The organism is Pseudomonas sp. S3_G06 (assembly GCF_054667565.1).
In genome coordinates, this window is record NZ_CP162738.1 from 473,588 (window position 1) to 488,863 (window position 15,276).

The window sequence follows — 15,276 nt, forward strand, 5'->3', positions numbered from 1 at the left end:
AAAGTTCAAGTTGCTTCAGCGGTCGACGAGCAAAAGGTTTGTGAACTTTCAATGACACCCCCTTATATAAAGCAAACAGGTACTGAACGATGTTCAAGAAAATCGCAATCGCTGCTCCACTGGCTCTTCTGGCAATGTCCTCCACGGCCTTCGCGGCGAATGAAGCCTCGCATACCATCAGTCTTGTCGCCACAGTGCCAACCACCAGCTTCTATGTGGTGCCGGTCGACCCTGATCTGGTCAACAAGGACCAGGACATGAGCTACAACCCTGCCACCGGCAAGATGACCGAGGTCAAAGGTTACTTTGACGTACGTAACACTGACGGCTCCGTTCACGCCAGCCTCAATGGCATCCCTATGCTGCAATCGGGTGTCGATCAGATTGCCCTGGACGTTGAATTCAACGGCAAGATTCTTACCCAAGTGCCACAAATGGTTGTGGGTGAAGATGAATCCGACAGTAGCTACCGCGCATTGCTGAAAATCGCTCCGCGTGCCAGCTCCACATACGCGCCGGGTGATTACACCGGAACTATTGCAATGGTTTTCGATGCGGTACCTCCGGTCGGTTCGCGCTGATCGCATGATCGTCTGCTAGACGCCCACCTTCACCGTGGGTTTGACCGCGGGGCAAACATCCGTGTTTGCCCCGACGGACTTTCATTGTCTGAAAATCAGAGTACGAGTTCATGTTCCCGATGACACCCATCGCGGCTGCGCTTGCGCTGTTGTTCTGTGCCAGCGCAGTCATGGCTTCCGACGCCACCGGTACCACGCCACGCAGTTTGCTGGCGCAGGCCAAAGGCTTGCCGGCGGATTTCGAGGAGCATTTCTTTGATGTACCGCTGGCGGTGCGGGTCGAAGTCGATCAGCAGCCGCTGGGCGAAGCCATGGTGGTGCTGTCGCGAGATGACCGCATCACGCTTCTCGAATTCACCGATACCAGCGAAAACCGCTTTGGCCCGGCCGAGCGGGAAAAGTGGGCGAGCTACCTCAAACCCGGTGTGCCTCTGGGCGCGTGCAGCGGTTCGTGTCCCGATCAGTTTCTGGCGGTGCACTACAACCTGCAAAGTTCGCTGGTTTCGATCCTCACTGAAAATGCCGAGCGCGATGTTCAGGCCAAGCGTTATTACGAGCAACCCGATGGCGGCAGTCGTGGCCTGATGGTGCGCAATCAACTCAATCTCAATGGCGGTCAGGATCAGGATCTGGGTGGGCGCTTCGGCCTGGAAGCCAGTTCCAGTCTGGGCAACTGGAGCCAGACCCTCAACCTGCAAATGGCCCGGCTCGGCGGTCCTGACACCAAGCTGTATCACGCCGTGCATGAGCTGCACACCCAGCGCGAACTGCAAGGCAGTTTCTTTCGCCTGGGCTATTTCACCCCCAATTCCGAAGGGCTGATGCGTCAGCCGCGCACGTTCGGCACCAGCCCCGACACCGCTGTAGGCCTCATGTATGGCAGCTCCGACAGTCTGGCGATCAACACGCCGATGCCGAGCGTGTATCCGATCTACGTGACCGCCAATCGTCAGGGGGCTGTGGAAATCTGGCGCAATGGTTTGCTGATCAACACGCAATCGGTGCCCGCCGGTCTGCAGTCGCTCGATACGCGGCCGCTGCCGGGTGGCATTTACGAAGTGGAGGTTCGCCTGATCGAGGACGGCCAGATCACCTCCACCACGCAGGAACTGGTCTACAAGCCGAGCAACTGGCGCAACCTCGATGAGCGCTGGCGCTACAACGTATTTGCCGGCGAAGAAAGCAAACTGTTGAGTAACTGGGACAAGCAAAGCAGTGGCAGCCCGACCGCCGGTGCATCGCTCAACTATCTGTTGCATCCGCGGGTGATTCTCGGCGCATCGGCGCGGCAAATTCGCGAAAAGCTGCAGTACGGCACATCCATCGACTGGACGCTGGCCAACCACCTCAGCCTGTATGCCAATGTCTACAAGACCGAGGATTACGGCACCGGTCTGGATCTGCAAAGCCTGTACAACTACGGCGCGGGCAGTCTGGTGATCAGCCACAACCGCAGCTGGCTCGACACCACCAACACCTACGAAACGCTGCCCGACGGCACACGCGTTCGTCCGCGTAACGTGTTCGTCGGCCAGACCAGCAATTCATCGCTGGCGCTCAATCATCGGGTGAGCAGCAAGAGTTCGGTCAATGCCCGGGTTTCGCACAGCGAAGGCAATGTCGAAGGCATGGGCCTGGATCTGGGTTGGACCCAGCGCACTGTGCTGCTGGGCAGTGATGCCAGTTGGCGCATGTCGGTCTTTGATCGTCCGGGCAGTTTCAGCAGCGGCGATGCGCGCAATCGCGGGATCGATCTGAGCATCAATCTGGCGCTCGGCGCGCCCGGTCAGCAGCTCACCGGCAGCATCGGCTCACGCACCGCCCGTGATGGCGAGCGCGACAACAACGCCTCGCTCGGCTGGCGCAAGGATTTCAAGGATCACGTGCTGCAAAGCGTCTCGGTCACGGCGCTCACCGATACCTACGGCCTGGGCATGTCCAGCCTGGCCAATTTCCGCACCGATGCGGTCAACGGCGATGGCTTTATTCAACGCTCGTCCTACAACGGCAATTTCACCGGCGGCCTCAACCTCGACAGCACGCTGGTCGTCGGTGGCGAGCAGATGCTCATGACCAATCACAGCGAAGTGCGCGGCGCCGGGATGATCGTCGATGTCGAATCGGACATCGACGACATCGTCCTGCGTGCCGACGACTATAGCGGGAGCAGCGCTGCCTTGAAGCCGGGGCGCAATTTCATCCCGATCACGGCCTATCAGAACAGCTCCGTGAGCTTCGACTTCGAGGGCAATAACGTGCCCGCAGCGACCATCGAGCCGGCGCGCACTCGCTATCACCTGAACAAGGGCGGGGTGGAGTATCGCAAGATCCGTGTGATGAAAACCCTGACGGTGCTCGGTCGCCTGATCGATGAAGCAGGGCGGCCGCTCAAGGGCCATCATGTGATCAACCATGCCAGCCGTGGCGTCACCGAGGTCGACGGGTTCTTTTCAATGGAGATGAACGCCGGTTCGCCGACCCTCGAAATCCGTCGCGATAATCGCTTGCTGTGTCAGTTCCGCCTCGATGCCAACCAGTACCGCAGTGAAAACAACGTCCTGATGATAGGCGATCTGCGCTGCACGCCAGACACCGTGGCCGACGTCGGTGTCACCGCGCAGAAGGCGGGCTGAACCGATGACCAGGTCCACATTTGGGCGACACGCGCAGCAGCAATATCAGCGTTATCCGGGAAGCCGACATGAACGTGCGCGCCGGCGCCTTGTTCCTTTTTTTCATGGAGTTGAAGTGATGAACCGTGGTTTTTTGCTGGGCGTGCTCAGCGTGTTTTGCCTGACGGCGCAGGCCGGGCCGCAGATCAATGTCGGTACGGTGTACGACTATATGGATGGCGACAAGAGTACCTATCTGAAACGGGTGTTCAACAGCGGCGATGCCACCGCGTTCGTCAAGGTAAACGTTCTGGAGATTGTCTACGATGCCGACGGCACGCCGAAGGAAATCCCGGTTGAGAACGCTGCCGACGGCGCTTCGCGCAACGGCCTGATGGCCAGCCCGGCGCGGCTGATCGTCCCGGCCGAGGGCATGCAGGGCACCCGCTTGCTGTACATGGGTGAACGCGATCGCGAGCGTTACTTCCGCGTGCGATTCGTGCCGGTGGTGCCGGAAATGGAAGACGAGTTCGCTGTCAGCCAGGAAGAACGGGAAGACTACAAAAAGGCACTGACGGCCGGGGTCAACGTGATGACCGGTTTCGGCACGGTGTTCTTCGTACGGCCCAAGGACGCACGGTTCGCCACGACGATCAATGAAACCGACAGCCGCTACGAATTGCGCAATGACGGCAACACCGTGGTGATTGTCGACGAGTTCAGAAACTGCTCGTTGAGCGACGAAACCGACTGCGGTGTGACCACCAAACACCATGTGCTGGCGGGCAAGACGTTCGCTTTCGACAAGGAAAAGGGCCGTGGGTACCGCTTCTTCCTGATCGAAGGCAGCGAGAAGAAGACCCTGACGGTCAGCAGCCGCTAGGTCTGCTTTTCATTGACGCAACGGGTAACCAACATGATCAAGCAATGCACCGTCGTCGCGCTGATAGCCGCGGCGGCTCTGACCAGCGATGCGGCCTGGGCGGCTCGGGAAGCACACACGTTCGAAGTGACAGTGGAAGTGCCAAACCGTTCGTTCTACATCATTCCGGCGGTGCCGGACTGGATTCACCGACCGCAGCGGCTCGACTGGAATCACTCGACCTCAAGCCTGGGCAGTGTGCGCAAGTACTTTGATGTGCGTCACGACACCAGTGCGATTGAAGCGCGGCTGGAATCCGCGCCCTACCTTTCGAACGGTCGGCCGGCAGACGATATCAGTCTGCGCGTGACCTTTAACAAGGTGGAGCTGAGCGCCGAGATGGCGCCGCGCGAGGTGGTGTCGCAGGCCGAGGCCGCTGCGGGGACACGGGTGCTGTTGCAGATCGACCCGATCAGCCCGGAGGGCGGCTACCGCCCCGGGGATTACGCCGGCAACGTGCTGTTGCTGTTCAGTGCCCGAGCGCCTGGCGAGTGAGATGGCTCGCGCAATGCTGGTATCGAAGTATTTTCTGGAGACCACCCATGATTTTTTCTAGCGCCCCGGGCATCCGCCCATGGATCGGATTGCTGTTGACGTTGTTCAGCGCTGCGGCAGCGGCCGAAGTGCACAACATTGATGCCACCTTCGAGCCGGACTTTGCCAATCCGCAAAAAAATCAGTTCAAGAATCAGACCCCATCCGAAGGTTTCTGCCGTCAGGTCCCGGCAGCGTGCGAGTCTTTGGGGCTGTTCAGCCTGATCGCGCACATCCCGTTCGCCGCCAATGCGCCGATTCAGGCCAACCATGCGGATCCGCGCCAGGGTGGCATGGCCAAAGTGCCGTCCGAATGGAGGACTGTTTCGGTGACCAACGCTGCCGGTGATAGCCACGTTGTCGAGGTGAGAATCGCCGGTGTTGGTCACGAGGCGGGCTTCCCGTTGCCGGTCGTCGAGTTGACCGGAGGCGGCTGGTGGGATGACTTATGGGAAGGCGGCGGCTGGGTCTTCGCTCCGCCACCATGTCTGAGTGTCGGTACCTATACAGCGGGACATTATGGTTACAACAGTTTCTGGAGAGTTCCGGAAGGGGCGGGGGTGTGCGCCAAGAAAGCTCTGTTCGATATCCCGCTTGGCATGAACTATCAGTATTTCGTCTACGCCTACGAACTGCGCACGCCGGATCCGCTGAAAATGGATGCTGGCGACTACACCGGTGCCATTACCTACACCGTCGGTCCGAACATGGATTTCGACATGGGCGATGTGATGATCCCGAGCGACTCGATTCTGACCCTCAATTTCAATCTGAGGGTTACGCACACCATGAAGGTCGATATTCCTCCCGGCGGCAACCGCGTGGCGCTGCAACCGGTGGGCGGTTGGCAGTCGTGGCTGAACGAGGGCCGCAAGCCGACCCGACTGATGCGTGACCAGACGTTCAATATCTCGGCCTCGAGCCGCTTCAAGATGAACATCGAGTGCCAGTACTTCTTCGTCAACGACTGCTTGATACGGGAATCGAGCACCGGCCATGCGGTACCACTGGAAGTCAGCGTCAGCCTGCCTAACGGGCTGACCGATGGCGCCGGACAAGCGGTCAATCGCCGGCGATTGCTGCGCGATGGCACGGGCACCGAGTTGTTTCAGCCGAGCTTTTATCTGGACCGCAAGGTGGGCACGCTGCATTTCGAAGTGGCCCGCGATGCGGTGGAAAGAATGATCAGGGAAGGGCAAGCGCGCAGCTATTCGGGCAATGTCACGGTGATCTGGGATTCAGAGGTAGGTTAAGCGCGATTCCGGTCAAGCAACCCATGCGAGTCTGGCTGCGTTCAGACGCTCGATCGGGCCCCAGCGACTCGCGCGGCTGCACGGGGCCAACCTGGCAGGACCCCTCGCGGTGTATGCGACAGAAGCAAGAGCAGTAATGCGATGTCATCCGGACAGGATTGCCAACTGCGCCGGCCCGGTGGTAACCACGGGTGGATTTTCCGCCGGACGACATTGCGAGTCACTGCCCGGTTGCAGATACGGCGTGAGAATCGGCGCCATGCCCTTGAGCACTTGCGTGGGCAGGGCCGAGGTGAACTTGAAGTTCTCTGCCGAGCGACCTGGGACGAACGCGGTAAGCGTGCCGAAATGGTGATCGCCGATGTAGAACACGAAGGTCGCCGTGCGGTTGATCGACTTCGAACTGATGATCCGCCCGCCGGAGCCGATCGCCGCAATGCGGTTGTCGCCGGTGCCGGTCTTGCCACCCATGGCCAGCGGCGTGCCGTCGGGCAATTTGAAACTGCCCGACAACCGTTTGGCGGTACCGGCATCGACCACTTGCGACAACGCCTCGCGCATGGCCCGGGCGACTTCCACCGGCATCACCCGTTTACCCACGTGCGGGTCGTTGACCAGTCTGGTTTCGTACGGCGTATCGGCGGCGAAATGCAGGCTGTCGATGCGCAGCGTCGGCATGCGTACGCCGTCGTTGAGGATGGTGCCGATCAGCTCGGCGAGCGCCGCCGGGCGGTCGCCGGAACTGCCAATGGCAGTGGCCAGTGACGGCACCAGGTGATCGAACGGGTAGCCGACTTTCTGCCAGCGCTGATGAATGTCGAGGAACGCTTCGATCTCGAGCATTGTGCGGATGCGGCTGTCGCGCGCGCCTTTGTGCCGGCTCTTGAACAGCCAGCTGTAGACTTCCTGACGTTCAAAATGGCTGGCCTTGACGATCTCGCTGAAGGTCGCTTCCGGGTGATGCAGCAGATAACCCATCATCCACAGGTCCAGCGGATGCACCTTGGCGATGAAACCCTGGTCGGGCAAATCGTAACTGCCGGGGCCGTAGGCATCGTAGAGGCGGATCAGGCGGTCATCGGTGAGTTTCTCCTTGAGCCTGGCGCCTTTGAGGTGGGCGCGAACAAAGCTGTTGAAGTCTTCCTGGCTGGCATCCGGCAATAGATAACGGTGCACCGCTGCCATGCGAATCGGCGTCGGGCGGATGCTGTCGAGGAAGGTATCCAGGCGCGCCTGGGTGTCCTTGTTCTTGTACTTCTTCCAGAACTTGAGCAGGAACGAGGTGCCTTCGCGGTCGGCGAAACTGGCCAGATATTCCTGACGGCGCGGGTCGCGATCATCCTTGAGCAATTCGCCGTTGGGGCCTGAGTAGGTGGTGTAACGGACGATGTCGCGCATCAGCCGAATGAACGGCAGGTTGATCGACTCGCGCAGCGAATCGCGCAGGGTCGGCAGGCGACCGTTGTCCTCTTTGCGGAAGTTGTTGAATCTGTGCAGGCCGCCGCCGGTAAAAAACGCCTCGCCGGGGCTGGCTGAATATTTGCGATCCAGCGCGGCGCCGAGCAGCTTCGACAGATCGTGATCCTTGTTCTGGATCAGGTAGTCGATGACCCAGCGGCTGAGGCGGTCCTGATCGGGCACTTCGACTTTTTTCAGTTCCGGTCCGCTCATCGTGCCGTATTTGTCGTGCAGCTCGGCGACGATTTGCAGGTACGTGGTCAGCACACGCATTTTCGCCGTGGAGCCGAGTTCGAGCTTGCTGCCTTCGTTGATGTCGAACGGCTGATCGGTGCTGTCGGTCTGCACGCGTACGCGCGAGCCGTCCGGGGTCAGTTCGAACAAGGTGAAGCTGTAGCGCACTTGCGTGGTGCTGGTCGGCGTCAGCAGGCGTTCGCCGAGCAGACCGATTTCCGCGGCATAGGCCGGGTCGGCAAGTTTTTTCAGATAAGCCGTGGCCTGGGTTTGCAGATCGCCCTGCAGGGTGCTGGTGGCTGACAGGTCGAGACGATCGAGGTCGTAAAGCGGCCGGTTGAGCATGCTCGCCAAACGACTGCGGGCAACGCTGATGCCTTTGTTGGTTTCAATCGGCTGCATCGTTGGCTGGGTCTGCCAGTCGCGGTATGACACGGTGCTTGCCAGCGCGGCGTCGGCCAGAGCGCTGTCGATCACGCCGTTCTGCTTGAGCAGGCGCAGGTGGCTGTCGGTGAGGCTGGCCAGTTCCTCGCGGCCCTTGGTCAGGTAATGCGAAGGGCGGCGCTGGGCGATCATCAGCGAGAGCATTTCGCGCAGGGCCAGGCCTTTGGCGGCCATGGTCTGCGGATCGGTCTTCGGGCTGTTCAGTTGCTCGTTGGCCTTGTTGAAATCACTGCCGTACCAGACTCGCAAACCTTCGGCCATGCCGTGCACTTCACCGTGGCCGGGTACCGCCGAGAGCGGCACGCTGTTGAGATAGTCGCGCACGATGTTCTGCCGCGAACCGAGGGTCTCTGGGCCATCCTGATAGGCGCGCACGCTGGCGGAAACCATCTGGCGGATCTTCTCCGCGCCCGACACGGTCAGGCCATCGGGCGAGTGGCGATACTTTTCCAGTTGCGTCGCCAGGGTACTGCCGCCGGCCGATTGCCCGGGCAGGCGCAGCAGTTTCGCCACTTGCGACCACGCGGCCATGCCGAAACGCGGCCAGTCCACCGCCGGGTTGGCCAGCGGTTGTTTCGGATCGAGCAGAAAGCGGTTTTCGATGAACAGCAAACTGCTGACCACCACCGGCGGAATCGCCGCGAAGTCGGCATACAGTTGCTGCGGATAGTTGTATCGATACAGCGGCGCGCCTCGGCAATCGGTGATCGACAGCCCGGCCTGAATCTTTTCCGAATACGGCACGAACAGGCCTTTGTCGGTGTAACCGAGCAGGGCAGGGGAGAAGCGTGTCTGCTCGGTGATCACATAGTTGCGCTTGAGCAGACGCGGCAGGAATTCGTCCAGAGAGCTGTAACCCAGGCGCAGATCGAACGGGCCGTTGCCCGGATAACGAATCGCTTCGCTGGGGCCGGGTTCAAGTTTGTAGGTCAGCGAAGTGGCGTACTGGCTCAGCTCCCGCGCCTGAAAGCGCGAGGTGCGCATTTCCTTGGACGCGGCGAGTCCCACCACCACCGCAATGATCAAAAACAGCAACCAGAAAGCCTTCCACCCGTGCCGGTTGCGACGGGGTTTTTCAGGGACAGGCGCTTCATTCACACTTTCAGTCTGAACCACGGTTTTACTCGAATCGGTTTGCCACAAAGCGCCCATAGTCGACTGATCCATTCACGCAGATTGATCGGACTTGTCTGAAGCTTAGACGGTGGTTGAAGCCGGTGAAAAAAATGTGAAGAGCGGAGCCGGCGCTTTGTCTGAATAAAACCGGAACAAACACTGTGGCGAGGGGATTCATCCCCGCTGGGCTGCAAAGCAGCCCCAAAACCTGCCACCACAGTTTCTACAGGCACACCGCGTGTGAGCAAATGGCGACTGCTGCGCAGCCGAGCGGGGATAAATCCCCTCGCCACAAGGATGCTGTTCACATTCCAAGGATGTGTCTGCGTGAGCAATGGACTCCCTGTGGCCAGCAGATTTATCAGTCTTGCGGGAACTCCCGTGGCGAGGGGATTTATCCCCGTTGGGCTGCAAAGCAGCCCCAAAACCTGCCACCACAGTTTCTACAGGCCCACCGCATGTGAGCAAATAGCGACTGCTGCGCAGCCGAGCGGGGATAAATCCCCTCGCCACAAGGATGCTGTTCAAATCCCCATGATGTGTCTATGCGAGCAATGGATTCCCTGTGGCGAGGGGATTCATCCCCGTTGGGCTGCAAAGCAGCCCCGAAACCTGCCAGCACGGTTTCTACAGGCCCACCGCATGTGAGCGAGTTGCGCCTGCTGCGCAGTCGAGCGGGGATAAATCCCCTCGCCACAAGGATGCTGTTCAAATCCCCATGATGTGTCTGTGCGAGCAATGAACCCCCTGTGGCGAGGGGATTCATCCCCGCTGGGCTGCGAAGCGGCCCCAAAACCTGCCACCACAGTTTCTACAGGCCCACCGCATGTGAGCAAATGGCGACTGCTGCGCAGCCGAGCGGGGATAAATCCCGTCGCCACAAGGATGTTGTTCAAATCCCCATGATGTGTCTATGCGAGCAATGGATTCCCTGTGGCGAGGGGATTCATCCCCGTTGGGCTGCAAAGCAACCCCAAAACCTGCCACCACAGTTTCTACAGGCCCACCGCATGTGAGCAAGTTGCGCCTGCTTCGCAGCCGAGCGGGGATGAATCCCCTCGCCACAATAGATACACCTATTCCATAGAACTATGGCGCTCAGAGCCAGCAGGCATCCCAAAGCGGGTAGTCACCGAGGTTATCGACCAGCCCGGCTCGCAAAGGATTATTGATGATGTAGCGGGCAAAGGGCTCCAGGTCCTCGCCGTCACGGATCGCACGGTCGTGGTAGCCGGTTTGCCACAGCGGTCCGTGACGTCCGGTTTTTCTGTTAACCGCATGCGTACAGCGAGCCTTTACACCGCCGATGACTTCGCCAAGTGAGCCTCGTTGCAATTGCATCAGCCAATGAAAGTGGTCAGGCATGACAACCCAGGCGATGGATTGCGCGACTCCTTGCTCATGAGCCCGGCGCAGTTCGGCAACCAGTAATCGGCCGGTCTGCCAATCTGCAAATACGGGCTGGCGTTCGTGGATGACTGAGGTGATGAAATAGGCACGACCGTTTTCCGAGAAACGACCTTGGCGCAGACGGTGGGAATTGGGGCGGACTGGCATGTGAGCTTCCTTGCATGTGCTCCTGGCTTTTTCAAAGGTTAGTGGTTGGCCGCCCCGGTCGGCGCTGCAACTGTTGAACGAAATTTCTGAATCCGTAGGGCGATTTATCCGTGATCAAGCGAGGCGAGACATCACACAGTGGATCAAATGCCCCAGAGCTGAAACATGACGCTGCACCATCGCTGTGCAATACTTCGCGGCTTTTTCAGTGGCGACTTTTCCTACGGAATGCAGGTAATGCCTCTCCGAGGAACCCACTATTGCCGAGAGTTGTCGCTGAATGTTGTGACTTTTAGAGTGAAAAATCCTGCCCTGAGCTTTTTATACTGCATGCCCCGCTGATCTTTCAGGCCCGCCCTGCAAGACGCGTCTGCCCACGAAGCCGACGCGGTTTCCTGCCCAGCCAAGGCCTATCGGCCGACGCTTCGAAACCCGGTGGTCATATCCAATAACAAGACGAGGTTGTACCCCTATGCCAGTTGGCAATCATCTGCCGCACGGCGACACCGCTTCGGGCGGTCCGCTCAAACGTGAACTCGGCGAACGGCATATCCGCCTGATGGCGCTCGGTGCCTGTATCGGCGTCGGCCTGTTTCTCGGTTCGGCCAAAGCCATCCAGATGGCCGGTCCGGCGATCATGCTTTCCTACATCCTTGGCGGTCTGGCGATCCTGGTGATCATGCGCGCCCTTGGCGAAATGGCCGTGCATAACCCGGTGGCCGGTTCGTTCAGCCGCTACGCGCAGGATTATCTCGGTCCGCTGGCAGGCTTTCTCACCGGTTGGAATTACTGGTTTCTGTGGCTGGTGACCTGCGTCGCGGAAATCACTGCGGTGGCGGTGTACATGGGTATCTGGTTCCCCGATGTGCCGCGCTGGATCTGGGCCCTGGCGGCGTTGATCAGCATGGGCTCGATCAACCTGATCGCGGTGAAAGCCTTCGGCGAATTCGAATTCTGGTTCGCCCTGATCAAGATTGTCACCATCATTGCCATGGTCATCGGCGGCATCGGCATCATCGCCTTCGGTTTCGGCAATGACGGCGTGGCGCTGGGCATTTCCAACCTGTGGGCCCACGGCGGTTTCATGCCCAACGGCGTGACCGGTGTGCTGATGTCGCTGCAAATGGTCATGTTCGCCTACCTCGGTGTCGAGATGATCGGCCTGACCGCCGGTGAAGCGAAGAATCCGCAAAAGACCATTCCTGACGCGATCGGCTCGGTGTTCTGGCGGATTCTGCTGTTCTACGTCGGCGCGCTGTTCGTGATTCTGTCGATCTACCCGTGGAACGAAATCGGCACCCAGGGCAGCCCGTTCGTGATGACCTTCGAGCGGCTGGGCATCAAGACCGCCGCCGGTATCATCAACTTCGTGGTGATTACTGCGGCGCTGTCGTCGTGCAACGGCGGCATCTTCAGCACCGGGCGCATGCTCTACAGCCTGGCGCAGAACGGCCAGGCCCCGGCCGGTTTCGCCAAGACCTCGAACAACGGCGTGCCGCGTCGGGCGCTGTTGCTGTCGATCGCGGTGTTGCTGCTGGGCGTAGTGCTCAACTATCTGGTGCCGGAAAAGGTCTTCGTCTGGGTCACCTCGATTGCCACCTTCGGTGCGATCTGGACCTGGGTGATGATCCTTCTCGCCCAGCTGAAATTCCGCAAAGGCCTGAGCGCCAGCGAACGTGCCGGGCTCAAGTACAAAATGTGGCTGTACCCGGTCAGTTCGTATTTCGCCTTGGCGTTTCTGGTACTGGTGGTCGGCCTGATGGCGTACTTCCCGGATACCCGCGTGGCGCTGTATGTCGGGCCGGCGTTTCTGGTGTTGCTGACGGTGTTGTTTTACGTGTTCAAGTTGCAGCCGAACCAGGTTTCGCAAGACGCGGTGCGTTCGATTTCGTAAGTTCCAGCCGCTGAAAAAAACAAAGCCCCGGTCGCAAGATCGGGGCTTTTTTGGTTCGAGCGAGCTGATCGCCAGTCTTACGCCGCTACCACTTCCTGCGGCTCAAAACTGTCCGCCCGCGCCATCTGCCACATCCGCGAATAGAACTCGCCATTCACTTCGCCGGTAAGCAGTTCCCCCGGTTTCAGAAACACATGCAACTGCGAGAACAGTTTGATCTCGGTTGCCGACATGCGACGCACCAGATGCTTGGCCGACAGTTGCGAAGGATGATCAAGCCCGGCAGCAGCGAGCATCTCCGCCAGCGCTTTGAGCGTGCTGCGATGGAAGTTGTAGACGCGCTCGGCTTTGTCCGGCACCACCAGAGCGCGTTGGCGCAAGGCGTCCTGAGTGGCAACGCCGGTCGGGCATTTGTTGGTGTGGCACGACTGCGACTGGATGCAGCCGATGGCGAACATGAAGCCGCGCGCCGAGTTGGCCCAGTCGGCGCCGATGGCCAGCACGCTGGCGATGTCGAAGGCGCTGACGATCTTGCCGCTGGCGCCGAGTTTGATCTTGTCGCGCAGGTTCAGGCCGACCAGCGTGTTGTGCACGAACAGCAAGCCTTCGCGCATCGGCACGCCGATGTGGTCGGTGAACTCGACAGGCGCTGCGCCAGTGCCGCCTTCCTTGCCATCGACGACGATAAAGTCGGGAAGGATGCCGGTTTCCAGCATGGCTTTCGCAATGCCCATGAATTCCCACGGATGGCCAAGGCAGAACTTGAAGCCCACCGGCTTGCCACCGGACAGTTCGCGCAGTTGCTGGATGAACTGCATCATCTCGATCGGCGTTGAAAACGCACTGTGGCGCGACGGCGAAACGCAGTCTTCGCCCATCAGGATGCCGCGGGTCTCTGCGATTTCTTTGGTGACCTTGTGCTTGGGCAGGATGCCGCCGTGGCCGGGCTTGGCGCCCTGGCTCATCTTGATTTCGATCATGCGCACTTGCGGATTCTGCGCCTGCGCGGCGAAGCGCTCCGGGTCGAAACGGCCGTCGCTGGTGCGGCAGCCGAAGTAGCCGCTGCCCAGCTCCCAGGTCAGATCGCCGCCGTGTTCGCGGTGATACGGGCTGATGCTGCCTTCACCGGTGTCGTGGGCAAAGTTGCCGAGTTTCGCGCCCTGGTTCAAGGCGCGAATGGCGTTGGCGCTGAGCGAGCCGAAGCTCATTGCCGAAATATTGAAGATCGACGCCGAGTAGGGCTGCGTGCACTGCGGCCCGCCGACAGTGACGCGGAAACCGTTCGGGTCACTCAACGGCGCCGGGCGCATCGAGTGGCCGATGAATTCGAAGCCGGACTGGTAGACGTCGATCAGCGTGCCGAACGGTTTGTCGGCGGTTTCGTTTTTCGCTCGCGAGTACACCAGCGAACGCTGGGCGCGGGAAAAGGGCAGGGCGTCGCTGTCGGATTCGAGTAGATATTGACGAATCTCCGGGCGGATGCCTTCGACCAGATAACGGATGTTGCCCAGAATCGGATAATTGCGGCGCACTGCATGGCGCGTCTGCAACAAGTCGAACACGCCGAGCAGGCTCAGCACCCCAGTGACGGCAGTGATCGGCCACAGCCAGTCATGTTCGAGAAAGGGCAGGCTGGCGAGGGTGAAAATCACACAGATGGCAAAGAAGGCGTAGCGGCTCAGCAGCGACAGGCTCATACGGGTTCCTTGGTTCGGACTCAATTTTGTGCAACGGCACGCATTTCTGTGGGAGCGAGCCTGCTCGCGAAGACGGCGGACCAGCCAACCTTGATGTCGGCCATGCGGGCCTCTTCGCGAGCAGGCTCGCTCCCACAAAAAGCGTTAAGCACACTGTTTCAGGCGTTCTGCGCCTGCAGAAAAATCGAAAACAGCTCGGACTGGGATTTGATCCCCAGCTTGCTGTACATGTGTTTCTTATGGACTTTCACGGTTTCCACGGAGATTTCCAGCTTGCGGGCGATTTCTTTGCTGGAACAACCGCTGAGCATTAAACGCCCGACGTCCAGTTCCCGCGCGGTCAGTTGTGCGCCTTTGAGCTGTTGCACCGACGCTTCCAGTTGCACCCGCCAGTCTGCCTGCGCAGGTGCGACGGCGAGGGCCACGGTTTCGTTGATCTCGTATGGCAAGCGCTGGCGCAACAGACCCAGCACCCACGGTTGAATCAAAGACAGCAAAGCGATCTGTTCACCAGTGAAACGTTTTTCACTGCCCAGCGACAGGCACAGCGTGCGCTCGCCTTCGAGCTGGCAATTGAACTGGATTTCGTCGGCCACCACATTCAGACGAAAGTATCGCTGGTAGTACTCGGTCAGCTCGAAATGCTCCGGCGCGACTTCCGAGAGGCGATACAGGCCGGTGCGCGAGTGCTCGCGGCAGGCGATGTAGAACGGATCGAGCAGATACAGCCCGCGCAGGTAATCCTGGAACAGCGGGTCCGGGCTGCCGTCCTCGCCGGGGCATTCGGCGAAGACTTGCGGATGCTGATCGGCGCTGAACAGCAGCACCACCCAGCTATCGAACGCCACGTACTGCTCTAGCAGGCGCACCAGTTGCGCCCAGAAATTCGGCTTGTCGAGCGCGTCGATCAATTGCCCGACGGCGCGGTGCCAAGTGATGTCATTCAACGAAAGTGTCATCGATCTACCCCTATC

At 59.8% G+C, this 15,276-nt stretch carries 10 protein-coding genes; 6 read left to right on the forward strand and 4 right to left on the reverse strand.

Annotated features, from left to right (window positions below; genetic code table 11):
• Positions 1-89 precede the first annotated feature (89 nt).
• The 5 genes from AB4N47_RS02215 to AB4N47_RS02235 all read left to right on the forward strand — a co-directional run bounded on the left by AB4N47_RS02215 (position 90) and on the right by AB4N47_RS02235 (position 5,902).
• Positions 90-581, forward strand: coding sequence for a CS1 type fimbrial major subunit (locus tag AB4N47_RS02215; protein WP_460154403.1), 492 nt, complete (start codon positions 90-92; stop codon positions 579-581).
• Positions 582-691: 110 nt separating this feature from the next.
• Positions 692-3,214 carry a TcfC E-set like domain-containing protein gene (locus AB4N47_RS02220; protein ID WP_341638872.1) on the forward strand — a complete coding sequence of 841 codons (2,523 nt, stop codon included), beginning with the start codon at positions 692-694 and terminating at the stop codon, positions 3,212-3,214.
• A 118-nt stretch (positions 3,215-3,332) separates the two neighbouring features.
• Positions 3,333-4,076, forward strand: a complete 744-nt coding sequence (locus AB4N47_RS02225) for a molecular chaperone (RefSeq protein ID WP_341638873.1) — start codon at positions 3,333-3,335, stop codon at positions 4,074-4,076.
• A 33-nt stretch (positions 4,077-4,109) separates the two neighbouring features.
• Entirely contained in the window at positions 4,110-4,610 is a 501-nt protein-coding gene (locus tag AB4N47_RS02230; RefSeq protein WP_341638874.1) for a CS1 type fimbrial major subunit, read from the forward strand.
• A gap of 47 nt (positions 4,611-4,657) precedes the next feature.
• A complete protein-coding gene (locus tag AB4N47_RS02235) occupies positions 4,658-5,902 on the forward strand; it encodes a hypothetical protein (RefSeq protein WP_341638875.1) in 1,245 nt (414 codons plus the stop codon).
• 144 nt (positions 5,903-6,046) lie between these two features.
• Here the strand turns inward: AB4N47_RS02235 and AB4N47_RS02240 are convergent, their stop codons facing one another.
• A complete protein-coding gene (locus AB4N47_RS02240; protein ID WP_341638876.1) occupies positions 6,047-9,190 on the reverse strand; it encodes a transglycosylase domain-containing protein in 3,144 nt (1,047 codons plus the stop codon).
• Between the two features lie 1,062 nt (positions 9,191-10,252).
• Positions 10,253-10,711 carry an REP-associated tyrosine transposase gene (locus AB4N47_RS02245; protein ID WP_073473226.1) on the reverse strand — a complete coding sequence of 153 codons (459 nt, stop codon included), beginning with the start codon at positions 10,709-10,711 and terminating at the stop codon, positions 10,253-10,255.
• A 472-nt stretch (positions 10,712-11,183) separates the two neighbouring features.
• Between AB4N47_RS02245 and AB4N47_RS02250 the strand changes: the two genes are divergently transcribed.
• Positions 11,184-12,605: an amino acid permease gene (locus AB4N47_RS02250; protein WP_341638877.1), complete on the forward strand. Its 1,422-nt coding sequence runs from the start codon at positions 11,184-11,186 to the stop codon at positions 12,603-12,605.
• A gap of 77 nt (positions 12,606-12,682) precedes the next feature.
• On the opposite strand, the gene AB4N47_RS02255 is transcribed toward AB4N47_RS02250, so the two are convergent.
• Both AB4N47_RS02255 and AB4N47_RS02260 read right to left on the reverse strand, forming a co-directional pair.
• The gene (locus AB4N47_RS02255; protein WP_341638878.1) at positions 12,683-14,302 is read right to left on the reverse strand and encodes an FMN-binding glutamate synthase family protein; all 1,620 of its coding nucleotides are present in this window, start codon (positions 14,300-14,302) and stop codon (positions 12,683-12,685) included.
• Between the two features lie 158 nt (positions 14,303-14,460).
• The gene (locus tag AB4N47_RS02260; RefSeq protein ID WP_125917676.1) at positions 14,461-15,261 is read right to left on the reverse strand and encodes a helix-turn-helix transcriptional regulator; all 801 of its coding nucleotides are present in this window, start codon (positions 15,259-15,261) and stop codon (positions 14,461-14,463) included.
• Positions 15,262-15,276: the final 15 nt, after the last annotated feature.